The organism is Streptomyces capitiformicae, from assembly GCF_002214185.1.
Lineage (GTDB): Bacteria > Actinomycetota > Actinomycetes > Streptomycetales > Streptomycetaceae > Streptomyces > Streptomyces capitiformicae.
In genome coordinates this window covers 9,218,716-9,240,392 of sequence record NZ_CP022161.1, presented here as the reverse complement: position 1 = coordinate 9,240,392, position 21,677 = coordinate 9,218,716, and the positions used below count along the sequence as shown (strand labels likewise).

Genomic DNA, 21,677 nt, shown 5'->3' with positions numbered 1-21,677 from the left:
AGTTCCTACCTTCGCTTTACGCGAACCGGTTCGACGACCGGCTCTCGATCCTCCTCCCTCCCTCTACCCTCACGACCGGCGGGCGCTCCCTCCTCCGAGGGTGTCGAACCGGTTCGATCAAGGAGTCGCCGTGAACATCGGTGAGATCGCCCGGCGTGCCGGTGTCTCGCGGAGCACCGTGTCCTACGCGCTGAGCGGCAAGCGCCCGGTGGCGGAGGACACGCGCCGCAGAATCCAGCAGGTCGTCGACGAGTTGGGCTACCGGCCCAGCGCCAGTGCGCGTGCCCTGGCCAACGGGCGGACCAGCACCTTCGGGCTGGTCTTCCCGCCGGCCGGGAACCACTACACAGGGATGCAGCTGGACTTCATCGGCAGCGTGGTGGAGGCCGCCGCGGCCTACGACTACGACGTGCTCATGTCGCCCAGTGGGGTGGACAGCGACCGCTCGTTCCAGCGGCTGCTGGGGGAGCGGCGGGTCGACGGCGCGATCCTGATGGAGATCAGACTGGAGGACGACCGGGTCGATCACCTGGCCGCCCTGAACTTCCCCTCCGTCGCCATCGGTCGCACCGCCCATCCGGAGGGCGGCTGGTGGGTGGGACTGGACCACACCGCGCTGGCCGCGGCGTGCGTCCACCACCTGGCGGATCTCGGCCACCGCAGGGTGGCCTTCGTGAACCGCCCCGAGCAGCTGCTGCGGGCCGGGTACGAGTCCGCGCACCGCGGTCTGGACGGTTTCACGAAGGCCGCGGCCGAGCGCGGGCTGACCGTGCGGACGTACTGCTGCGGGGACGACGCGGCGTCGGGCCAGGCGTGCCTGGAACGGATCCTGTACGACGACCCGTCCACCACGGCCCTGGTCACGCTGAACGAGGCCGCGCTCGGCGGTCTCTACCGAGGGCTCGCCAAGGCAGGCCGCCATGTGCCGCGCGACTTCTCCGTCACCGGGGTCGTGGCCGGCCGCTGGGCGGAGACGGTGACCCCGCAGCTCACCGCCGCGGACGTACCGGCCGCCGAGCTGGGCAGGCTCGCCGTCGAGCTCCTGGTGGAACGCCTGGACCATCCCGACGCGCCGCCCCGGCACCACCTCCTCACGCCCCCCATCTCCCTGCGGGCCAGCACCGGGCCCGCGGGAACCACGCCCGCCATGCCCGCTGCGGACGCCGGACCCGACGCGGCACCCTGACCACACCGCACGGGAAACCCCGCCCCTGCTGCCTCACTCCACCGACGTTCGAACCGCACATCGGTGCCGTTCGCCGTGCCCGCCTTCATCAACCCCCGCTCTCAGCAAACCCCCGCCCTCGGCACCCGCATGCCGGAAACGGCCGGAAACAGCCGAAAACACCGGAACTAGCCGGAAACAAAGGAACCCACGATGAACAGGTTCCCCAGACAGCGCCGTCTGACCGCCGCAGCCCTGACCGCTCTGGCCGTCATCACCAGTGCCACCGCCTGCGGCTCGGGCTCGGGCGGCACCGGCGCGAACGCGGCGGACAGCGGCACGTACACCGTCTGGGACCCGTACCCGCAGTTCGACAAGAGCTCGGCCTGGGCGAAGCTGCTGGACGGCTGCGGCACCGAGGCCGGAGTGAAGATCAAGCGGACCGCCTTCGACACCAGCGACCTGTCCAACAAGGCGCTGCTGGCGGCGCAGCAGGACAACTCCGCGGACGTCCTCATCGTCGACAACCCGGTGGTGTCGACCCTGGCCGAGGCGGGCGTGCTCACCACGACCGACGACAACGAGCTGTACACCTCGAAGGTGGACCCCAACCTCCTCGCGGCCGGCCAGTCGGGCGGCAAGACGTATGGCACGCCGATCGGCGCCAACACCCTCGCCCTCTACTACAACAAGGAGGTCCTGAAGAAGGCCGGGGTGGACATCGCCTCGGTCAAGGACTGGAAGTCACTGACGGCGGCGCTGGTCCGAGGCGAAGGAGAGCGACTCGAGCAGGAGATGGGGCTCCAGACTGGACACATATGTGCCGTCGCCCTGCCAGGTGACCAGGATCCGCATGGCGGTCAGCACTCGGACCGCCTCCCGCAGTGAACCACGCGACAGACCGAACTGACCGGCGAGGTCCTCCTCGGGCAGCCGGGAGCACGGGGCGAGCTCACCGGCCACGATCATCGCCTTGATCTTGTCCATCGCCTCGTCCGTCAGCGCCACCCCGTCTACTCCTGCTTCTCGCCCGAGGCGAAGCGGGAGATGATCAGCGCGACGATGATGATCGCGCCGTTGAGGAACTGGTTCCACAGCGGCGGCACACCCGCCAACGTCATGACGTTCACGACGAGTTGCAGCGTGAGCACACCGGTGAGCGCCCCGAACACCGAGCCCTTGCCGCCGTTGAGGCTCACCCCGCCGATGACGGTCGCGGCGAAGACCTGGAAGATCCAGCCGCCGCCCTGGGTGGCGGAGATCGATCCGTAGTGCCCGCTGTACAGGATCCCGGCGAACGCGGCCAGCACACTGCCGAGGATCAGCACCGCCCACACGATCCGGTCGACCCGGATACCGGCGGTACGGGCCGCCTCCGCGTTGCCGCCGATCGCGTACAGCGCCCTGCCGTGCCGCAGCCAGGCCAGCGCGCTGCCGCCGAGGGCGAACAGCACCACGCAGATCCAGATCGCGGCGGGGACACCCAGCCACGACGCCTTGCCCAGGTAGGTGAAGGAGGAGGGCAGTTCCACGATGGACTGGCCCTCCGACAGGGCGACCTGGAGGCCGCGCAGCATGGTCAGCATGCCGAGGGTGACGATGAACCCGTTGAGGCGCAGCTTCAGGATCAGGAACCCGTTGACGGCCCCGATCACCACGCCCACCAGCAGACAGAGCGGTACGGCCGTCCACTCGGGGAGCAGTCCGAGGCCCGTGAACCGGGCGCCGCTGGTGGGCAGGACGAGCCATACGGCGATGACGGGCGCCACACCGATGGTGGACTCCAGGGACAGGTCCATCCGCCCGGCGATCAGGATCAGCGCGGTGGCCAGCACCAGCAGGCTGAGTTCGGTGGACTGCTGGGCCACTCCGATGAGGTTATCGGCGGTCAGGAAGGCCGGCGAGACGATGAACCCGATCAGCATCAGGACCAGGATGGCCGGGATCAGGGACAGCTCGCGGAAACGGCCGAGGTCGAGCCCGCGCCGGCTGTCCTTGTCGGTCGTCGTCCGCGCCACGTTCGGGGTGGGGTCGGTGACATCAGTGGTGGCGGACATGACTACCTTCCGTGCTCTTCGGTGTCGGATGCCTCGGTTGGGTCGATGAGGCCTTCAGCCTCGGCCCGGTCGCCCACGCCCTCCGCCTCGGCCCGGTCACCCACGCCCTCAGCCTCGGCGCGGTCGCCCACGCCCTCCATGGCGGCGACCATCTGCTCGTCCGTCCAGCCACGGCCGAAGTCGGCGACGGCACGTCCGTGGAACATGACGACGACCCGGTCGCACGTCCTGAGGTCGTCCAGTTCGTCGGAGACGATCAGCGCGGCCTTCCCGCCGTCCGCGGCCTCGCGGATCCGCCGCAGCAGGAACTCCTTGGACTTCACGTCCACCCCGTTGGTGGGGCGGATGGCCACCAGCACATGGGGATCGGTGGCCAGGGCGCGGGCGACGACGACCTTCTGCTGGTTGCCGCCGGAGAGTTCGGAGACCGGGGTTGCCGCGTCCGGCGTCTTGATGTCGAGGTCCCGGATCATGCCCCGGGCGAAGGCCCTGGTCCGGGCGGGCAGCACGGTCCCGTACGGGCCGAGCTGATCGGTGACGGTGAGCGTCGCGTTCTCCGCGACACTGCGGTTGTTGACCAGTCCCTGGAGATGGCGGTCCTCCGGGACGAAGCCCACGCCTACGGCCAGCGCCGAGGGGACGCTCCCGGTGCGTATGCTCCGGCCGGCAACCGAGACGGACCCGGCCTCGGCGCGGTGCAGGCCGGCGACGGCCTCTCCCACCCGTACGTTCCCGCTGGCGGCGGCACCGGCCAGGCCGACCACCTCGCCCGCACGGACCGACAGCGAGAGGTCACGGCAGGCGCCGGACAGGGTCAGGCCCTCGACGGTCAGGAGTTCGTCGGCGTCGGTCTTCACCGCCGTACGGTCGTCGAGGGCCGGTGCCACCGTGCCGGTGGACTCCCCGGTCATGGCCTCCACCAGCGCCTGATGACCGAGTTCGGCCACGGGCGCCGTCAGGATGTGCGCTGCGTCCCGGTAGACCGTGACCGTGGTGCAGAGGTCGTACACCTCCTGGAGGTGGTGCGAGATGAACAGGAAGGCGACGCCTTGCCGCTGGAGGTCGCGGAGTTTGTCGAAGAGCCGGTTGATGCCGCGGGCGTCGAGCTTCGCGGTCGGCTCGTCCAGGATGATGAAGCGCGCCCCGAACGACAGCGCGCGGGCGATCTCGACGAACTGCCGCTGCTCGACGGTGAGATCTTTCGCCCGCGCGGCGGCGTCGACGTCCACGCCGTACTCGCCGAGCAACTCCTCGGCCCGTGCCCGCAGCTGCTTCCAGTGGATGGGGCGCAGCGGGCCGTCGCTCTGCCGGTTCAGGAAGAGATTCTCGGCGACCGTCAGGTCCGGGATGATCGTGGAGCGCTGGTAGACGCAGGCGACCTTGGAGCGCCAGGCATCGATGTCCCCGACGGCGGGCGCCGGTTCGCCGGAGAAGCGCAGGGTGCCGGTGTCGGCGGGCCGCAGTCCCGTCAGGATGGACACGAGCGTGGACTTGCCCGCGCCGTTGCGGCCGACCAGTGCGTGCGCCTCGCCCGGGGCGACGGTGATACGGGCGTCGCGCAACGCCACCGTCGCCCCGAACCTCTTGGTGATCCCGGTGGCCTCCGCCACCGGAACGGAGTTCCCGCCGCCCGGGCGCCCGCCGCCGCTCGCCGGCGCGGTCGCGGTGTCCGCCATGGTGGATACCGTCCTTCGTGGGGTGGATCGTCCTTCGCGTGGGGATACGGGGGTCACTGGCCGACGGTGTTGCCCCACAGGGCCTTGTCGTCCACGTTGTCCTTGGTCACCAGAGGGGCCGGCAGCTGGTCCTCCAGGCCGCCCGGGATCTCGATGATCGTGGAGTCGTGGTCGGTCTTGCCCGGCTCGAACGTCTTGCCCGCGGCCGCGGCCTGGGCGTAGTGCAGCGCGTACTTGGCGTACAGGTCGGCCGGCTGGGAGACGGTGGCGTCGATCTGACCCTTGCGGATGGCGTCGAGCTCCTGCGGAATGCCGTCGTTGGAGATGATCGAGATGTGACCCTTCTCCCCGGCGGGCTTGAGCAGGCCTTTCTGCTCCAGGAGGGCGAGGGTCGGCTGGAGGAAGACACCACCGGCCTGCATGTAGATGCCGTTGAGATCGGGGTGCTGGGCGAGCAGACTCTGCAGCTTGGCGGAGGCCACGTCGCCCTTCCAGTCGGTCGGCAGCTCGAAGACCTGGATGTCCGGGAACTTGTCCTTCATACACGCGGCGAACGCCTCGGAGCGGTCCCGCCCGTTGATGGAGTCGAGGGCGCCCTGCAACTCGGCGACCTTGCCCTTCCCGCCCAGTTGCTCGCCGAGGAACTCGCACGCCTTGGTGCCGTACGCCCGGTTGTCGGCGCGCACCACCATGTAGACGTCGCCCTTGTCGGGCCGGGTGTCGACGCTGACCACGGGGATCTTCTTCGACGCCAGGGTGTCGAGGGTGGAGGCGATGGCGCCGGTGTCCTGCGGGGCCATGACGACGGCCTTGGCACCCGTGTTCTGGAAGACCTGCACGTTGGCGACAAGCTTGGTGATGTCGTTCTGCGAGTTGCTGAGCGGCAGCGCGTTGACGCTCTCCGACTTGATGTCCTTCTTCAGGTAGTCGGCGTAGGAGTTCCAGAAGTCCGAGTCGGAGCGCGGCAGGTCGATCCCGATGGCGGGCTTGTCACCGTCCGAACCGCCCGACGACGAACTGTCGCGGTTGCACGCGGTGACGAGGGTGAGGGCGGTGACGACGGCGCAGGCCGCTACGGCGGTGGAGCGGATGCGAGCGAACTTCATGGCCGGGTTTCTCCTTAGCCAGGACTTAGCCAGGACGGGGAGCCACGCGGGGGGATGCGTGGACCGATCGGCGGGACGGGGTGAGGGTCAACCGGTGTACGAGCAGCGGAGTGTGAACGGCCACTACCTGAAAACACGTGGCGCGATTCCTCCGATGTATCTCGTGCGTCGAGGACGTTACGACGGTGCCGCCGGGCTGACAAGAGGTCGTTCGCCGCGAATTCGATGGGCAGTGGTCCGCGCGCGGGACATGGTCGACTGTCGATGCGTCCCGGTGATTCCCCCTATGTCGCACTCCTGATCTGCCCTTATGCTTTAAGTCGATCAAATACATCCGAGGAATACGTTGTCATGTGGCCGAACTGCCTTTACAGTCACGGTGCGCCATTCCTCCGATGAATGAGTCTCCGAGGCACAAGGGAGCTGCCCCAGTGAAACTGCTACGCGTCGGCGCCCCCGGACAGGAGCGGCCCGCCCTTCGCACCGACGACGGCCGACTGCTGGACCTGTCCTCCATGACCCCCGACATCGACGGCGCCTTCCTCGCCGCCGGGGGAGTGGACCGGGCCCGCGCGGCGGTCGAGGCGGGCACACTGACCGAGCTCCCCACCGAAGGCCTGCGCGTCGGCGCCCCCGTCGCACGTCCCGGAAAAGTCGTCTGCGTCGGGCTCAACTACCGTGACCACGCCGCCGAGACGGGCGCCGACATCCCGTCCCGGCCCGTGATCTTCATGAAGGACCCGAGCACCGTCGTCGGCCCGTACGACGAGGTGCTGATCCCGCGTGGCTCGGTGAAGACCGACTGGGAGGTCGAGCTCGCGGTCGTCATCGGACGGCGGGCCCGCTATCTGGAGGAGCCCGAGGACGCGGCGGAGGTGATCGCGGGGTACACGGTCAGCCATGACGTCTCCGAGCGCGAGTTCCAGCTGGAGTACTCGCCACAGTGGGACCTGGGCAAATCGTGCGAGACCTTCAACCCGCTCGGCCCCTGGCTGGTCACCGCCGACGAGATCGGCGACCCGCAGAACCTGGAACTGCGCCTGAGTGTCAACGGCGTCAAACGCCAGCACGGGCACACCCGCGACATGATCTTCCCGGTCCACCACGTCGTGGCGTACCTGAGCCGGTACATGGTCCTGAACCCGGGCGACGTGATCAACACCGGTACGCCCGCGGGCGTCGCCCTCGGCCTGCCCGGCACCCCCTTCCTCCGCCCCGGTGACACCGTCGAGCTCGAGATAGACGGTCTCGGAGGCCAGCGTCAGACCTTCGGCCACGCGTGAAAGGCACCCCGTGACTGCAACCTCCGCCCGGATCACCGCGGTCGACACCTATGACATCCGGTTCCCCACCTCGCGGGAGCTGGACGGCTCCGACGCGATGAACCCGGACCCCGACTACTCCGCCGCCTACGTGGTGCTGCGCACCGACGCCGGCGACGGGCTCGAAGGCCACGGCTTCACCTTCACCATCGGCCGCGGCAACGACGTCCAGGTCGCCGCGATCGGAGCCCTCAGGCCCCACCTCCTGGGACGCTCGGTGGACGACCTGTGCGCCGACCCGGGATCGGTCAACCGCGACCTGATCGGCGACAGCCAGTTGCGCTGGCTCGGCCCCGAGAAGGGCGTGATGCACATGGCGATCGGCGCGGTCGTCAACGCCGTGTGGGACCTGGCGGCCAAGCGGGCCGGGCAGCCGCTGTGGCGACTGCTCGCCCACGCCGACCCCGAATGGCTGGTCTCCCAGGTCGACTTCCGCTACATCGCCGACGCCCTCTCCCCGGAGGAGGCTCTGGAGTTGCTGCGTGAGCGCAGGACCGGCCTCGCGGACCGGGAGGCGACCCTGCTGGAGCGCGGCTACCCCGGCTACACCACCTCACCGGGCTGGCTCGGCTACTCCGACGAGAAGCTCACCCGGCTCGCGAAGCAGGCCGTCGCCGACGGTTTCACCCAGATCAAGCTCAAGGTCGGCGCCGACGTCGACGACGACATCCGACGACTGCGCACCGCCCGCGCCGCAGTCGGCGACCGCGTACGCATCGCCATCGACGCCAACCAGCGCTGGAACATCACCGAGGCGATCGAGTGGACCCGGGCCCTCGCCGACTTCGACCCGTACTGGATCGAGGAACCCACCAGCCCCGACGACATCCTCGGCCACGCCGCCATCCGCCAGGCAGTCGCCCCGGTGAAGGTCGCCACCGGCGAACACGTCCAGAACCGCATCGTCTTCAAGCAACTCCTCCAGGCCGACGCCCTCGACGTCCTCCAGATCGACGCGGCCCGCGTCGGCGGCGTCAACGAGAACCTGGCGATCCTGCTGCTCGCCGCGAAGTTCGGCGTACCGGTGTGCCCGCACGCCGGCGGCGTGGGCCTGTGCGAACTGGTCCAGCACCTGGCGATGTTCGACTGTCTCGCCCTCTCCGGCACCACCGACGACCGGGTCATCGAGTACGTCGACCACCTGCACGAGCACTTCACCGACCCGGTCGTGATGCGTGAGGGCCACTACGTCGCACCGGTCACGCCCGGTTTCTCGGCCACCATGCACCCCGCATCGCTCGCCGAATATCGTTACCCCGACGGCACGTTCTGGGCCGCCGACCTCGCTGAACGGGAGTAAGTCGCATGACGGAACTGACAGGGCTGCGCGCGATCGTCACCGGTGGTGCGTCCGGAATCGGACTGGCCACGGCCCGGCTGCTGTCCGCGCGGGGCGCCGAGGTCGCCGTGTTCGACCTGAACCCCTCCGGGGCCACCGCGCCGCTGCTGGCTTTCAAGGCGGACGTCACCGACGACGCCTCCGTACGGGCCGCCGTGAGCGACGCCGTCGAACGGCTCGGCGGCCTGGACATCCTCGTCAACAACGCCGGCATCGGCGCCATCGGCACCATCGAGGACAACCCCGACGAACAGTGGCACCAGGTCCTCGACGTCAACGTCCTCGGCATCGTGCGCACCAGCCGCGCCGCCCTGCCGCATCTGCGGAACTCGGAACACGCGGCGATCGTGAACACCTGCTCGATCGGCGCCACGGCCGGACTGCCGCAGCGCGCCCTGTACTGCGCCAGCAAGGGAGCGGTCCTCTCCCTGACCCTCGCCATGGCCGCCGACCACGTCCGCGAGGGCATCCGCGTCAACTGCGTCAACCCCGGCACCACCGACACCCCCTGGGTCGGCCGGCTCCTCGACGCGGCCGGCGACCCCGAGGCCGAGCGTGCCGCCCTCAACGCCCGCCAGCCCATGGGACGCCTCGTCACCGCCGACGAGGTCGCCGCCGCCATCGCCTATCTGGCGAGCCCCGCCGCGTCCTCCGTCACCGGCACCGCCCTCGCCGTCGACGGGGGCATGCAGGGACTCCGGCTCCGTCCGGCGGCCTCATGAGAACGAGAACCCTCGGCCGCACCGGCGTCGAGGTCACCGAACTGGCATACGGCGCCGCGGGCCTCGGCAACCTCTACCGGCCGGTGGCCGACGAGGAGGCCGCCGCCGCGATCGACGCCGCCTGGGACGCCGGGATCCGCACCTTCGACACGGCACCCCACTACGGACTCGGCCTGTCCGAACGCCGCCTGGGCGCCGCGCTCCGGGGCCGCCCCCGGGAGTCGTACACGATCTCCACCAAGGTCGGACGGCTGCTGGTGCCGAACGAGACCGTCGAGGGCGACGACCTGGCAGGCGGCTTCGCGGTCCCGGCGACCCACCGCCGTGTCTGGGACTTCACCGCCGACGGCGTCCTGCGCTCCCTGGAGGCCAGCCTGGAGCGGCTCGGCCTGGACCGGGTGGACGTGGCCCTGATCCACGACCCCGACGACCACGTCGAGCAGGCCCTGCGCGAGGCCTACCCGGCGCTGGAACGGCTCCGGGCCGAGGGCGTCGTAGGAGCGATCGGCGTGGGCATGAACCAGTGCGCCGTACCCGCTCGCTTCCTGCGCGAGACCGACATCGACGTGGTGCTGCTGGCCGGCCGGTACACCCTCCTCGAACAGGAGGGCCTCGCCGAGTTGCTCCCCGAGGCCGCCGCCCGCGGACGCAGCGTCCTGATCGGTGGCGCGTTCAACTCCGGCCTGCTGATCGACCCGAAGCCCGGCGTCACGTACGACTACGCGCCCGCGCCGCAGCCGGTGCTCGACCGCGCCCTGCGGCTGAAGGCCGTCACCGAACGCCACGGCGTACCGCTGCGCGGCGCGGCCCTGGCCTTCCCCTCCGCCCATCCGGCGGTGGCGGCCGTGCTGACCGGCGCACGCTCCGCCGAGGAGGTGCGCGATACGGTCGACCTGCTCAGCCGTCCGTTCCCGGCCGCACTCTGGGACGACCTGCGCGCCGAAGGGCTTCTGCACCCGAACACCCCCGTCCCGCAGCCGAAGGAGCCGTCGTGAAGGCGCCGTCGTGAGGGAGCCGTCGTGAGGGTCGCCCTGCACACCAAGGTCCGCGCCGACCGCATCGAGGAGTACGAGGCCGCCCACCGCGAGGTCCCCGCCGAACTGACCGCCGCCATCCGCGCCGCCGGGGTCTCCGAATGGACCATCTGGCGGTGGGGGTCCCCCCCGCGCGAGCGAAGTCGAGCGTGGGGGAGGCACGGACCTCTTCCACGTCCTGGAGGTCGACGACTACGCGGCGATGATCGCGGAGTTGGAGAAGCTGCCGGTCAACATCGCCTGGCAGGCGAGGATGGCCGAACTCATCGACGTCGTCCACGACTACTCCACCGAGGGAACCGACGCCTCCCTGCCCGAGTCCCGCACAGCACCCAGGGCGCCCGGCACGCACCCTCGCCGCACCGGCCAAAGACCCAAGCAGCTCCGCTACAAGGGCCTTGGCCCGGCCGCCGAGGGCACGCACCGAACACCGCGGGCACCGCACAGGACTCCGTCCTGGAAGCCTTCGGGCCCGGTCGGCTGATGTTCGGCTCCGACTGGCCCGTCCGTCGGCTCGCCGCCGACTACGCCCAAGTCCTCGACGCGGCCCGAGCACTGACGGCCGGGCTGAGTCCGGCCGAACAGGAAGACGTCTTCGCGGGTACGGCGGTTCGGGCCTATGGTCTGCGACTAGCGTGATGACCATGGCATCCCTCGCCGGGAGGGCTTGCTGTGCGATGACGGGAGGAAGCATGACGGACGCGCCGCCGCGTGGACTTGAGGAGAGGCTGCGGGACACCCGGGCGAAACTGGAGACCGACGTCGATCTCTGGCTCGCGTCGGCGGGCTCGCCGGGCGGCGCGCACCTCGTCCCGCTGTCGTACCTCTGGGACGGGACCGCGTTCCTCGTCTCGACGCCGCGCGCCTCGATCACCGGCCGCAACCTGCTGGCGGACGGCCGGGTCCGGCTCAGCCTCGGCCCGACCCGCGATGTCGTCGTGGTCGACGGCACAGCTGAGCCGGTGGACATCGCCGACCTTCCCGAGACGGGCGACGCGTTCGCGGAACACACCGGTTTCGACCCGCGAAAGCTCGACGACTACCAGTACTTCCTGATCCGGCCGCGCCGTGTCCAAGCCTGGCGCGAGGCCAACGAGCTGCGGGGACGCGACCTGATGCGTGACGGCAACTGGCTCGGCTGACCGCCGCACTCAACCCCCGGCCAGGGCGGCAAGCTCCTCCGGAGTGCGCGGACCTGGCGTCGTGTCGGGCAACAGCCCCTGGTGGCGAAGGAGTTGGGTGGCCGCGACTCCCCAGGGCAGCCGCAGCCCGGCCTGGTGAAGGAGGTCCGTGCGGGCGAGCATCGTGGCCGCCGGTCCCGTGCGCGCGCCGGCCGGGGTGAGCAGTGCCGCGTCGTCGGCCCACCGCAGGGCGAGGTCGACGTCGTGCGTGGCCATCACGACCGTGGTGCCGGACCCGCGGAGCCGGTCCAGGGTGCTGAGCAGCCGTTCCTGGCCGTCGGGGTCGAGCCCGGCGGTCGGCTCGTCCAGGATCAGCACGCGGGGCCGCATCGCGACCGCCCCCGCGATGGCGGTCCGCTTGCGCTGCCCGTAGGACAGCAGATGGGTGGGCCGGTCGGCGAGGGCGGTGATGTCGAGCGCGGTGAGCGCCTCGTCCACCCGGGCCCGCACCTGCTCGTCGGGCAGCCCGAGGTTCAACGGCCCGAACGACACGTCCTGGGCGACGGACGCCGCGAAGAGCTGGTCGTCGGGATCCTGGACGACCAGCTGAACGGTCGTACGCAGCCGGGTCAACCCCTTGCGGTCGTACGTGACCGGCTGCCCGTCCACGGTCAACCGGCCCGCGTGGGGCCGGAGTCCACCACTCAGCAGCCGCATCAGCGTCGTCTTTCCGGTGCCGTTGCGGCCGAGCAGGGCCAGCGCGCGACCCTCGCGCACCTCGAAGTCGAGATCGCTGAGCACGGCCGGGCCGTCCTCGTACGCGAAGGACGCGCCCCGCAGGGCGACCAGCACGGGCTCGCTCATGTCAGCGGCCTTTCCAGTACGAAGGTGAGCGCGGCGACGGCCGCGAGGAGGGCGAGGCCCGCGCAGACGAAGCGGACGGAGACCCGGGCCTCGGGCACCAGCACGCGCAGGGTGCCGTCATAGCCCCGTCCGGCGAGCCCCGTCTGCAACCGCGCCGCCCGGTCGAAGGCCCGTACGAACGCGATGGCGCCGAGCCCCGCGAGTGAACGCCAGGTGGCGGCACGGGTGGTGTGCCCCAGCCGGGCCGCCTGAGCCTCCCGGATCCTGCGCACGGAGTCGAGCAGCAGGAAGCTCATGCGGTACGTGACCAGCGCGACGTCCACGACGGGCGCGGGCACCCCGGCCTGCACCAGGCGGGGCAGCAGGTCGGACATGGGTGTGGTGAAGGCGAACAGGAGAACGCCGAGGGAAGCGGCCGACGTACGCAGCAGCAACTCCCCGGCACGCACCAGGCCGCCCTCGGCCAGGGTCACGAACCCGTCCGGCCCGCCGACCTGGACGAGCAGGGGCACCGCGCCGGTGACGCAGAAACCCAGCGGCACCCGGTAGGCGCGCCACAGCCGACGGCCCGGCACGCCCGCCGGGCCCAGCAGCACGGCGAGCGCCGTCACCAGCACGAGGGCGGCGCCGGGCCAGGGCGGTAGGGAGATCGCCAGCACGGTGAGTCCCAGTCCGAGCACGGCCTTGTCCACGGGATGGCGGTGGCGCCAGCGACTGCTGTGCGCCGCCGCGTCGATCGGCAGCACGAGAGTCAGGACCTCTCGGCCATGGACTCCTCGGAGGCGCCACCTGACGCGCTCTCGGCGTCAGGTGGCGTGCCCTCGGCGTCCCGTTCCCGTTCCCGCGCCTGCTGCTCCCCCTGCCGTCGCCCTCGGCGCAGTCCGAAGTAGTACGCGAGGACGCCCGCGCCGAGGGCGGCCTGGAGGGAGAACAGCGCGGACTCGATCTCACCGGACGGCGGCTCGTACAGGGGTGAGAACCACGGCTTGTAGTCCGGCTCGATCTCGGTGATCGCCGTCTCTGCCTCACCGTCGGCGCCGGTGAAGGGTTCCTCCTTGTGGTCGCCGAGGCCCAGGGCCAGCGGTAGTACGGCGAGCGCGGCCACGACGAGCAGCAGCAGGACGTTGATCTTCGTGTTCCGGCTCATCGGGCCACCGCCTCCGTCTCGGTCCGGTTCTGCTTGCCGCTCAGGAGCACGCCGAGCCGGGTCAGTTCGCCCTTGCTCGACTGCACCAGAAGGCGCATCACCAGCACCGTGAGAAGTCCCTCGCTCACGGCGAGCGGGATCTGGGTGACGGAGAAGATGGAGCCGAACTTGCCGAGCGCGCCGAGGAATCCGCTGCTCGGGTCGGGGAAGGCGAGCGCGAGCTGGACGCTGGTGACGCAGTAGGTGACCAGGTCCGCGACGAACGCGCCGAAGAACACCGTGACCATCAGCGGCACTTGGTACCGCCGCAGCAGCCGGTAGATGCCGTAACCGGCCCATGGCCCGGCGATCGCCATCGAGAAGACGTTGGCGCCGAGTGTGGTCAGGCCGCCGTGGGCGAGCAGCAGGGCCTGGAAGAGCAGGGTGATGGTGCCCAGCACCGCCATGATCGGCGGCCGGAACAGGATGGCGCCGAGTCCCGTGCCGGTGGGGTGCGAACAACTCCCGGTCACCGACGGCAGCTTCAACGCGGACAGAACGAAGGTGAAGGCCCCCGAGGCGCCGAGCAACAGTGTGCTCTCGGGGTGCTCTCTGACCTCACGGGTGAGTGACCGTACTCCGTGGACGACGAACGGCGCGGACGCGACGCCCCAGGCGATCGCGTGCGCCGGAGGAAGGAAACCCTCGGCTATGTGCATGGCTCAGCAGACCCTCTCCAGCACCTCGTGGATGGTTGACGTGCCTTGGCCGGTCTCCTGGCTGACGGGTACCACACGCCCGTGCTCCGCCTTCCCGGGGCTAGGGCCCTGGCGTCACATTCCCGTCGTCCGCCCGAAGGGCGGGCCGCGCGGCGTCTGGCGCGTGCGATCGCAAGGCGCCGGAGCGCCCTCGTGGCGGAGCCACGTGGGCGATTCGGCAACGCGGCGAGCGTGCGTGCCAGGCGTCGCGCGGCAGACGGGAATGTGGCGCCAGGGCCCTAGGACCCAGTGGCTGTCCGCGAGGACTGGAGCCGGACTTCCCGATTCACAGTGGCGAGGGCCGCACCGGCATCACACCGGATTTCCCGTTCACCAAGGCGTGGTGACAGTAGTGCCCGCACAAGGCCGCTGACAAGCGGCGTCGGGGGCGCGAAAACGGTGCTGAACAGCACGCGCCCCGGCGCACGCCTCCTCAGCCCCACGCGGCACACACCATTGGGGAGGGGAATCAGCAGCCGCTGGCGGTCCGATCGGCCAGGTGCGGACTCGGCAAACGCTCACTGGGTCACGCGTTCGCCGTGGCCCTCGTCCGTGCCACGGGCAGGATCGAGGGCGGTGCCGTCCGAGGCCACGATATCGGCCAACTCTTCTGCGAAGAGGAAGTCGGGGTCGTGGGAGGCGAGGGCGCGCAGGAGGATGGCGTAGGCGGTGCGCTGGTTGAAGGCTCCGTTGCGGGCGAGCAGAACGGCGAGCCGACGGGCTGCCTCCGTGTCGCCGTCGGCGAGGTGGTTGACGGCTTCGAAGAGAGCGGCAGGGGCACCGGAGACGGGCCCGTCGTGCGCTGCGAGAATGCGGCGCAATGCCTGGATGTCCGCCCGCTCGATCGCCTGGTAGGCCTGTTCGACGGCGGTGCCCTGGTCGACGACGATGGCATAGACCTCGTCGGTGGGCATGACCTCGGAAAGTTCAAGGATGGCCAGGTGCTGGTCGGCGACCTGAGACCGTGCGTGCCTGAGGAGGCCCTTGGCCTCGGGCGAGTGCACAGCGATCTCGGGTTCGTCGAGGAAGTCCTTGGACGTCTGCCAGTCGTCGGTGCCGAGCCAGGATCGAAGCGCGAGGCGTGCGTCGTGTGTACGTCGGCCGCCGGCCAGGATCTGCTCGATGCCGTGTGAGTCGATCGCGTCAAGAAGACCAGTAAGGTTGCCGATCTCCGCGTGCCCCGGGAAGATGGCGGCGGTCACCTGAAGGTCGTGGCGCAGACCGGGAGCCATGAGCTGTTCGCCGTGTGCCCTGAGGAACGCTTCCGCGTGGTGCCAGTCCGATGCGGCGGCCCATTCGTTCACGAGCTCGATGGCCGCGTCGGGCAGAGGTGACGTGGCCCAGTCGGGAAGCCGGTCATCGTCGAGGCCGTGCTCGGCCACCGTGGTGCGGATGGCCTGCCGGGCGCGGCGCAACAAGTGTGGTTCCTCCATGTCGTCGACCAGGGCCGCGTGGACGAGCTGTTCGAGGGCTTTGTCCAGTGCACCGTGTTCGGCGAGTTGACCCGCATAGCGCGCCCGAAGTTCCGCCTGTGGGACGGGGTTCGCCCCGAGGGCGGTGACGGCGTCCGCCCAGACGTCCAGAGTGGCCTGTGTGTCGTGCCTCAGGGCGGTGAAGCGGTTGAGGGCGGTGACGAAGTCGGAGAGGTGAGCTCTGGGGTTGGCCCGCGTGAGACGCCGGAACAGACGTACGGCTTCCGTGGCTGACGAGGCAGCGGCCCGGCCTTGTCCGTCATCCTCCTGACACTGCGACAGGTGAGTCAGGAAGGAGGCGAGGCGCGGCAGGTAGGCGGCGGGGTGGGCGTCCACGAAGGTACGCAGGATGGTCACCGCTTCGTCGACGCAGACCAGTGCGCCCTGGCGATCCCCGGTCTCGGTCAGGCGGTATGTGCGGTTGTTGAGGGCAGTGGCAAGGGCGGGGAGGAAGGCGGTGGGGTTCGTCTCGGCCAACTCTCGGCGCATCTCCACGACTTCCGTGACGGAGGCGAGTGCTGCCTGGACGTCTCCGGCACGGCTCTGCCGGGTGGAGAGGTTGTTGAGGGTGATGGCCAGCAGCGGCAGGTGCGCGGGGTCGTCCTCGGCAAGCGGTCGGAGAATGTCGACGGCTTCGGCGCTGGAGGCCAGAGCGGCGGAGTGGTCTCCGACGGTTCTCTGGTCCACGGAGAGGTTGCTGAGGGCGGTGGCGTGGGCGACGGCGTACACGGCCGGGTGGGCCCTCGCGAGGTGGCGGAGGTAGTTCCACGGCCAGGGCCAGTACGCCCTGCGCTTCGGCCTGGAAGCGCCGACCCCGGGCAGCCTCGGTGAGTCATCGGGGCGGCCGCCGACCGCGTCTCGTACGAGGGTCCGCGCGGCCTGCTGAGCCTCGACGGGCGGCATGTCCGGCAGCGCATCTACCTGGCGGAGGCGGACGGTTACGACTTCAACGTCCTCGCTCAGTTGCGTGCTCCGCACGACCTGCGGTGACTTTGTCCTGATCCGTTGAGGCCCCGTCCTCCAGGCTCCGCGCCAGCCGGTCCAGCAGCAGCTCCAGCCGCTCCCCGGCCCCGTCCTCCTCCGCCAGCAGCGGCGCCAACTCGGCCCAGTCCGCGCGCACTTCACGCGCGAGCAGCTGCCAGCGCCGCATGCCCCGAGGGGTGAGGTGGGCCAGTACGCGGCGCCGGTCGGTGGGGTCCACGCGGCGGAAGACCAGGTTCTGGTCGACGAGTTGGTCGATCAGCTTGGTCAGGCTCGGTGCCGGAAGGAAGGCGTGATCGGCGAGGGCCGTCATGTTGTGACCCCGCCCGTCGGAGAGCAGGTCCAGGACCCGCCATGCCTCGACGGAGCAGTCGAACTCGTCGAGCACGGACCGGACTCGGCGCACGGCGAGGCGCTCGGCCCGGCTCAGCAGGTGGAGCAGTTCCTGGGGCCGCCTCGCCATCGCACTCCTCAACTCGCGTTCGCCCGCCCCCGCGAGGGGGATGTCCCGAGCCTACCTTCGAGCAGTGCCCTCGCCCGTGGAAAGCGGTCATCACCTCCTTTCCACGGGAAGTAATCATTTCCATGGCTCCTCCTCATTTCGTCGCGTAAATACTTTCCCCGGAAACTGTTCTTCAATTGCCTTGAAACGCACGGGAAACAGTTTCCTCGCAGGCTGTGGGCGCAGTCGTCGCTCGTGAAACGCGTCCAAGGAGGAAGTGCATGTCCGGGATCGGTATCAGTAGACGCGGTCTTCTCGCGGGTGCGTCGGCGTTCGGCACGACCGCCGCCCTCAGCGCGTGCGGCGCCAAGACCGGCAGTGCCACTTCGTCCTCCGGCGCCAAGGCGGACACCTCCGGCGACACGGTCAAGGTGGGACTGCTGAACTCGCTCTCGGGCACCATGGCCATCAGCGAAGTGACGGTCCACAACGCGTTGTTGCTCGCGGTGAAGGAGATCAACGCCGCCGGTGGTGTCCTCGGCAAGAAGCTGAAGCCCATCAGTCAGGACGGGGCCTCGGACTGGCCGACCTTCGCCGAGAAGGCCGAAGCGCTGATCACCGACGACAAGGTCGTCGCCACCTTCGGCTGCTGGACCTCCGCCAGCCGCAAGGCCGTCAAACCCGTCTTCGAGCGTTACAAGTCGCTTCTCTTCTACCCCGTGCAGTACGAGGGGCTGGAGCAGTCCCCGTACATCTTCTACATCGGCGCCACCACCAATCAGCAGATCGTCCCCGCCCTCGATTACCTCAAGAAGCAGGGTTTGACGCGGCTGTATCTGGTGGGCAGCGACTACGTTTTCCCGCGCACCGCCAACAAAATCATCAAGGCGTACGCGGAGGCCAACGGCATGACGGTCGTCGGCGAGGACTACGCGCCGCTCGGCTCCACCGAGTTCAGCACCATCGTCAACAAGGTCAAGGACGCCGGCGCGGACGCGGTGTTCAACACCCTCAACGGCGACAGCAACGTGGCCTTCTTCAAGGAGTACAAGTCCGCCGGGCTGTCTGCGAAGAGCCTGCCGGTGCTTTCGGTGTCGATCGCCGAGGAGGAGGTCAAGAGCATCGGCACGCAGTACCTGGAGGGCCAGTTGACAGCGTGGAACTACTACCAGACCACGCCGGGGGCCGCGAACACCGAGTTCGTGAAGGCGTACCAGGCGGCGTACGGCGCGGACAAGCCGACGTCCGACCCCATGGAGGCCGCCTACATCTCGGTCTACCTGTGGAAGGAGATGGTGGAGAAGGCCGGTTCCTTCGACGTGGCGAAGGTGAAGAAGGCCTCCGCCGGCATCGAACTCGACGCCCCTGAGGGCAAGGTCACCGTCGACGGCACGACCCAGCACGTCCACAAGACGGCCCGCATCGGCAAGATCGGCGCCGACGGGCTGATCACGGAGGTCTGGAACTCGGGCAAGCCGATCAAGCCGGACCCCTACCTGAAGGACTATGACTGGGCATCCGGCCTGTCCTGAGCCCGGTGCGGGTGGTCGTCGGTTGCTCGCTCAGTTCCCCGCGCCCCTGAAGGGGCGCGGGGAACTGAGCGACCAGCCACGAACCACCCGCACCCGCCAATGCACCCCCAACCCCCCGAGCTCCAAGGCGAAGCGGGGCCGAAGGGGCAGCCGCGCACACCCACCCCGCACCCCCCGGAGCCGCTACATGACGGTCATCCTCAACCAGTCCTTCACCGGAATCAGCATCGGCGCCGTCCTCCTGCTCATCGCCCTCGGCCTGACCCTGACCTTCGGTCAGATGGGCGTGATCAACATGGCGCACGGCGAGTTCATCATGGCCGGCGCCTACACGACGTACGTCCTGCAGAAGGACATCAGCGGCGCCGGCATCTCCCTGCTCGTCGCCCTCCCGCTGGCCTTCCTCGTCGCCGGAGGCCTCGGCGCGCTGCTGGAGTGGCTGCTCATCCGCCGGCTGTACACCCGGCCCCTGGACACCCTGCTGGTCACCTGGGGTGTCTCCCTGATGCTCCAGCAGCTGGCCCGGGACATCTTCGGCGCCCCGAACGTCCAGACCCACGCCCCGGACCTGCTGACCGGCAACATCTCGGTCGGCGGCATCACCTTCGCCAACAACCGGCTGTTCATCCTCGGCCTCGCCCTCCTGTGCGTCCTCGGCCTCACGCTGATCCTGCGGCTGACGCCGCTCGGCCGCCGCATCCGGGCCGTCGTGCAGAACCGCGACCTCGCCGAGGTGTCCGGCATCGCCACCGGCCGCGTCGACCGTATGACGTTCTTCATCGGCTCGGGCCTCGCGGGCGTGGCGGGCGTCGCGCTCACGCTCGTCGGCCCGATCGGCCCGACGATGGGCACCAACTACATCGTCGACGCCTTCCTGGTCGTGGTCGTCGGCGGTATCGCGCAGCTGAAGGGCAGCGTCATCACGGCCTTCGCGCTCGGCGTGCTCCAGTCCGTCCTGGAGTACTCGACGACGGTCAGCGTCGCCAAGGTCATCGTGCTCGTGGCGATCGTCGCCTTCCTGCAGTGGCGACCCCAGGGCCTGTACACACTGCGCACCCGGAGCCTGGCATGACGACGACCACAACCTCCCCGATCCCGGCCGCCGACACGAAGCGGACCGTGTCACGGTACGAACGCCTCCGCGTCCCCGGCGCCTTCCTCCTCGGCGCCGTCCTGCTCATGGGCGTCGCCCCGCTCGCCCTCACCGACTTCCGGCTCAACCTCCTTGCGAAGTACCTGTGTTACGCGATCGTGGCGGTCGGCGTCAGCCTCGCCTGGGGCCGCGGGGGCCTGCTCGTCCTCGGCCAGGGGGTCTTCTTCGGCCTCGGTGGCTACGCCATGGCCATGCACCTCAAGCTCGCCGACGCCGCCGCCACCGGCCAGACGCTGCCCGACTTCATGCAGTTGTACGGCACCGGCGACGCGCTGCCCTGGTGGTGGCGGCCCTTCGCCAACCCGGCCTTCGCCCTCGCGATGACCGTGCTGCTGCCGATGGCGGTCGCCGCGCTGCTCGGCTTCTTCGTCTTCCGCCGCCGGGTCAAGGGCGCCTACTTCGCGATCCTCAGTCAGGCGCTCGCGGCCGCCCTCGCCATCTGGCTCGTCGGTCAGCAGGCCACCACCGGCGGCACCAACGGCCTGACCGACATCCAGGGCTTCTTCGGCTACGACCTGGGCGACCCCGTCAACCAGCGCACGGTGTACTTCATCATCGCCGCCGCGCTCCTGCTGCTGATGGCCGCTGCCCGCCAGTTGTTCGTCAGCCGCTACGGCGAACTCCTCGTCGCCGTACGTGACTCCGAGGAACGGGTCCGCTTCCTCGGCTACGACCCGGCCAACGTCAAGCTTGTCGCCTACGTCGTCGCCGCGGGCATGGCGGGCCTCGCCGGTGCCCTCTTCGTCCCGGCCGTCGGGATCATCTCCCCGGCCCTGATCGGCATCGTCCCGTCCATCGGCTTCGTCATCGGCGCGGCCGTCGGCGGCCGGGCCAGCCTGGTGGGCGCGGTGCTCGGCGCGATCGCGGTCGCCTGGGCGCAGAGCACGCTCTCCGACGCCTTCCCCGCGGCCTGGACGTATCTGCAGGGACTGCTGTTCGTGCTGGCGGTCGGCTTCCTGCCCGGCGGCCTGGCGTCCCTCGTGACCGTCCTGCGGGGGCGCCGTACCCCCACGACCCCGACCGGAGGAACAACATGAGCGGCGAGGGACTGACGGTCCGCGATCTGCGGGTGACGTTCGACGGCTTCAAGGCCGTCGACGGCGTGGACCTGGACATCCGCCCCGGCGACCTGCGCTTCCTCATCGGCCCGAACGGCGCGGGCAAGACCACCCTCGTCGACGCGGTCACCGGCCTGGTGAAGTCCGCCGGGTCGGTCCGCTTCGGCGGTGAGGAGCTCCTCGGCAAGCCCGTGCACCGGATCGCCCGCATGGGTATCGGCCGTACGTTCCAGACGGCCACGGTCTTCGAGGAGCTGACCGTCCTGCAGAACCTCGACATCGCGGCGGGCGCCGGACGCGGCCCGCTGACGATGCTCCGGCGCCGCAAGGGCGTACCCGAGCAGGTGACCAAGGCCTTGGAGACCACGGGCCTGACCGACCTGCGCGACCGCCCGGCGGGCGTGCTCGCCCACGGTCAGAAGCAGTGGCTGGAGATCGGCATGCTGCTCGTCCAGAACGTGCGGCTGCTCCTGCTCGACGAGCCCGTCGCCGGCATGAGCCATGACGAACGCGAGGCCACCGGCGAGCTGTTGCGACGCGTGAGCGAGGACCACACGGTCGTCGTCATCGAGCACGACATGGACTTCATGCGCTCCTTCGCCCGCAGCGTCACCGTCCTGCACGCCGGCAAGGTCCTCAGCGAGGGCTCCGTCGCCGACGTCCAGGCCGACGCCAGGGTCCAGGAGGTCTACCTCGGCCGCGCCTCCGACCCCGACCCCGTTCCCTCGACCCAGGCACAGGAGGCGTGA

The 21,677-nt window shown here is 69.9% G+C and carries 18 protein-coding genes, 5 pseudogenes and 1 riboswitch; of the genes and pseudogenes, 14 read left to right on the top strand and 9 right to left on the bottom strand.

The window, feature by feature from the left end:
* Positions 1–130 precede the first annotated feature (130 nt).
* Together CES90_RS41435 and CES90_RS41430 are read left to right on the top strand one after the other, a co-directional pair.
* Positions 131–1,186 carry a LacI family DNA-binding transcriptional regulator gene (locus CES90_RS41435; RefSeq protein WP_189788137.1) on the top strand — a complete coding sequence of 352 codons (1,056 nt, stop codon included), beginning with the start codon at positions 131–133 and terminating at the stop codon, positions 1,184–1,186.
* A gap of 192 nt (positions 1,187–1,378) precedes the next feature.
* A pseudogene (locus CES90_RS41430) lies at positions 1,379–1,933 on the top strand (extracellular solute-binding protein); the annotation flags it as partial.
* Here CES90_RS41430 and CES90_RS41425 read toward each other — a convergent pair.
* The 4 genes and pseudogenes from CES90_RS41425 to CES90_RS41410 form a co-directional block, all read right to left on the bottom strand.
* A pseudogene (locus CES90_RS41425) lies at positions 1,919–2,173 on the bottom strand (FadR/GntR family transcriptional regulator); the annotation flags it as partial. The pseudogenes CES90_RS41430 and CES90_RS41425 sit on opposite strands and share 15 nt — an antisense overlap.
* 5 nt (positions 2,174–2,178) lie before the next feature.
* Positions 2,179–3,222 carry an ABC transporter permease gene (locus CES90_RS41420; RefSeq protein WP_189788136.1) on the bottom strand — a complete coding sequence of 348 codons (1,044 nt, stop codon included), beginning with the start codon at positions 3,220–3,222 and terminating at the stop codon, positions 2,179–2,181.
* A 2-nt stretch (positions 3,223–3,224) separates the two neighbouring features.
* Complete coding sequence (locus CES90_RS41415) at positions 3,225–4,898, bottom strand: sugar ABC transporter ATP-binding protein (RefSeq protein ID WP_229914458.1); 1,674 nt, start codon at positions 4,896–4,898, stop codon at positions 3,225–3,227.
* Between the two features lie 53 nt (positions 4,899–4,951).
* A complete protein-coding gene (locus CES90_RS41410) occupies positions 4,952–6,004 on the bottom strand; it encodes a sugar ABC transporter substrate-binding protein (protein WP_189788135.1) in 1,053 nt (350 codons plus the stop codon).
* A gap of 431 nt (positions 6,005–6,435) precedes the next feature.
* Between CES90_RS41410 and CES90_RS41405 the strand changes: the two genes are divergently transcribed.
* The 7 genes and pseudogenes from CES90_RS41405 to CES90_RS41375 all read left to right on the top strand — a co-directional run bounded on the left by CES90_RS41405 (position 6,436) and on the right by CES90_RS41375 (position 11,563).
* Positions 6,436–7,287 (top strand): fumarylacetoacetate hydrolase family protein, encoded by an 852-nt coding sequence (locus tag CES90_RS41405; RefSeq protein ID WP_189788134.1) that lies wholly within the window; start codon positions 6,436–6,438, stop codon positions 7,285–7,287.
* A 10-nt stretch (positions 7,288–7,297) separates the two neighbouring features.
* A complete protein-coding gene (locus tag CES90_RS41400) occupies positions 7,298–8,626 on the top strand; it encodes an L-fuconate dehydratase (protein ID WP_189788133.1) in 1,329 nt (442 codons plus the stop codon).
* Positions 8,627–8,631: 5 nt separating this feature from the next.
* Positions 8,632–9,387 (top strand): SDR family NAD(P)-dependent oxidoreductase, encoded by a 756-nt coding sequence (locus CES90_RS41395; protein WP_189788132.1) that lies wholly within the window; start codon positions 8,632–8,634, stop codon positions 9,385–9,387.
* The gene (locus CES90_RS41390; RefSeq protein ID WP_189788131.1) at positions 9,384–10,382 is read left to right on the top strand and encodes an aldo/keto reductase; all 999 of its coding nucleotides are present in this window, start codon (positions 9,384–9,386) and stop codon (positions 10,380–10,382) included. The genes CES90_RS41395 and CES90_RS41390 overlap by 4 nt, the downstream gene beginning before the upstream one ends.
* Before the next feature lie 24 nt (positions 10,383–10,406).
* A pseudogene (locus tag CES90_RS41385) lies at positions 10,407–10,737 on the top strand (L-rhamnose mutarotase); the annotation flags it as partial.
* 131 nt (positions 10,738–10,868) lie between these two features.
* Positions 10,869–11,060, top strand: a pseudogene (locus CES90_RS50565) (amidohydrolase family protein); the annotation flags it as partial.
* Positions 11,061–11,113: 53 nt separating this feature from the next.
* Positions 11,114–11,563, top strand: coding sequence for a pyridoxamine 5'-phosphate oxidase family protein (locus CES90_RS41375; RefSeq protein ID WP_189788130.1), 450 nt, complete (start codon positions 11,114–11,116; stop codon positions 11,561–11,563).
* A 9-nt stretch (positions 11,564–11,572) separates the two neighbouring features.
* On the opposite strand, the gene CES90_RS41370 is transcribed toward CES90_RS41375, so the two are convergent.
* Genes CES90_RS41370 through CES90_RS41355 form a run of 4 tightly spaced genes read right to left on the bottom strand, consistent with a single transcriptional unit; the run spans position 11,573 to position 14,251 of the window.
* Positions 11,573–12,406, bottom strand: coding sequence for an energy-coupling factor ABC transporter ATP-binding protein (locus CES90_RS41370; protein ID WP_189788129.1), 834 nt, complete (start codon positions 12,404–12,406; stop codon positions 11,573–11,575).
* On the bottom strand, positions 12,403–13,152 hold the full coding sequence (cbiQ, locus tag CES90_RS41365; RefSeq protein WP_189788128.1) for a cobalt ECF transporter T component CbiQ: 750 nt from the start codon (positions 13,150–13,152) through the stop codon (positions 12,403–12,405). Before cbiQ ends, CES90_RS41370 begins: the two co-directional genes overlap by 4 nt.
* A 5-nt stretch (positions 13,153–13,157) precedes the next feature.
* Positions 13,158–13,553, bottom strand: coding sequence for an energy-coupling factor ABC transporter substrate-binding protein (locus tag CES90_RS41360; RefSeq protein ID WP_189788127.1), 396 nt, complete (start codon positions 13,551–13,553; stop codon positions 13,158–13,160).
* Positions 13,550–14,251, bottom strand: coding sequence for an energy-coupling factor ABC transporter permease (locus tag CES90_RS41355; protein WP_189788126.1), 702 nt, complete (start codon positions 14,249–14,251; stop codon positions 13,550–13,552). The genes CES90_RS41360 and CES90_RS41355 overlap by 4 nt, the downstream gene beginning before the upstream one ends.
* 292 nt (positions 14,252–14,543) lie before the next feature.
* Positions 14,544–14,657, bottom strand: a riboswitch (cobalamin riboswitch).
* A gap of 1,868 nt (positions 14,658–16,525) precedes the next feature.
* Here CES90_RS41355 and CES90_RS50560 point away from each other — a divergent pair.
* Positions 16,526–16,752, top strand: a pseudogene (locus CES90_RS50560) (hypothetical protein); the annotation flags it as partial.
* On the opposite strand, the gene CES90_RS41345 reads toward CES90_RS50560, so the two are convergent.
* Positions 16,709–17,206, bottom strand: coding sequence for a MarR family winged helix-turn-helix transcriptional regulator (locus CES90_RS41345; protein ID WP_189788124.1), 498 nt, complete (start codon positions 17,204–17,206; stop codon positions 16,709–16,711). The pseudogene CES90_RS50560 and the gene CES90_RS41345 sit on opposite strands and share 44 nt — an antisense overlap.
* 260 nt (positions 17,207–17,466) lie before the next feature.
* On the opposite strand from CES90_RS41345, the gene urtA reads away from it, so the two are divergent.
* From urtA to urtD, 4 genes are all read left to right on the top strand, one after another.
* The gene (gene urtA / locus CES90_RS41340) at positions 17,467–18,717 is read left to right on the top strand and encodes an urea ABC transporter substrate-binding protein (protein ID WP_189788123.1); all 1,251 of its coding nucleotides are present in this window, start codon (positions 17,467–17,469) and stop codon (positions 18,715–18,717) included.
* Between the two features lie 187 nt (positions 18,718–18,904).
* On the top strand, positions 18,905–19,789 hold the full coding sequence (gene urtB, locus CES90_RS41335) for an urea ABC transporter permease subunit UrtB (RefSeq protein ID WP_189788122.1): 885 nt from the start codon (positions 18,905–18,907) through the stop codon (positions 19,787–19,789).
* Positions 19,786–20,907, top strand: a complete 1,122-nt coding sequence (urtC, locus tag CES90_RS41330) for an urea ABC transporter permease subunit UrtC (protein ID WP_189788121.1) — start codon at positions 19,786–19,788, stop codon at positions 20,905–20,907. The genes urtB and urtC overlap by 4 nt, the downstream gene beginning before the upstream one ends.
* Positions 20,904–21,677 carry an urea ABC transporter ATP-binding protein UrtD gene (gene urtD, locus CES90_RS41325; RefSeq protein ID WP_189788120.1) on the top strand — a complete coding sequence of 258 codons (774 nt, stop codon included), beginning with the start codon at positions 20,904–20,906 and terminating at the stop codon, positions 21,675–21,677. Before urtC ends, urtD begins: the two co-directional genes overlap by 4 nt.

Excerpts from the sequence above, each read along its gene's own strand:
- urtD (WP_189788120.1), top strand. The coding sequence starts at position 20,904 with ATGAGCGGCGAGGGACTGACGGTCCGCGATCTGCGGGTGACGTTCGAC.
- CES90_RS41360 (WP_189788127.1), bottom strand. The coding sequence starts at position 13,553 with ATGAGCCGGAACACGAAGATCAACGTCCTGCTGCTGCTCGTCGTGGCC.
- urtA (WP_189788123.1), top strand. The coding sequence starts at position 17,467 with ATGTCCGGGATCGGTATCAGTAGACGCGGTCTTCTCGCGGGTGCGTCG.
- CES90_RS41375 (WP_189788130.1), top strand. The coding sequence starts at position 11,114 with ATGACGGACGCGCCGCCGCGTGGACTTGAGGAGAGGCTGCGGGACACC.
- urtB (WP_189788122.1), top strand. The coding sequence starts at position 18,905 with ATGACGGTCATCCTCAACCAGTCCTTCACCGGAATCAGCATCGGCGCC.
- CES90_RS41370 (WP_189788129.1), bottom strand. The coding sequence starts at position 12,406 with ATGAGCGAGCCCGTGCTGGTCGCCCTGCGGGGCGCGTCCTTCGCGTAC.
- CES90_RS41345 (WP_189788124.1), bottom strand. The coding sequence starts at position 17,206 with ATGGCGAGGCGGCCCCAGGAACTGCTCCACCTGCTGAGCCGGGCCGAG.
- CES90_RS41420 (WP_189788136.1), bottom strand. The coding sequence starts at position 3,222 with ATGTCCGCCACCACTGATGTCACCGACCCCACCCCGAACGTGGCGCGG.
- CES90_RS41355 (WP_189788126.1), bottom strand. The coding sequence starts at position 14,251 with ATGCACATAGCCGAGGGTTTCCTTCCTCCGGCGCACGCGATCGCCTGG.
- CES90_RS41415 (WP_229914458.1), bottom strand. The coding sequence starts at position 4,898 with ATGGCGGACACCGCGACCGCGCCGGCGAGCGGCGGCGGGCGCCCGGGC.
- CES90_RS41390 (WP_189788131.1), top strand. The coding sequence starts at position 9,384 with ATGAGAACGAGAACCCTCGGCCGCACCGGCGTCGAGGTCACCGAACTG.
- CES90_RS41395 (WP_189788132.1), top strand. The coding sequence starts at position 8,632 with ATGACGGAACTGACAGGGCTGCGCGCGATCGTCACCGGTGGTGCGTCC.
- urtC (WP_189788121.1), top strand. The coding sequence starts at position 19,786 with ATGACGACGACCACAACCTCCCCGATCCCGGCCGCCGACACGAAGCGG.
- CES90_RS41410 (WP_189788135.1), bottom strand. The coding sequence starts at position 6,004 with ATGAAGTTCGCTCGCATCCGCTCCACCGCCGTAGCGGCCTGCGCCGTC.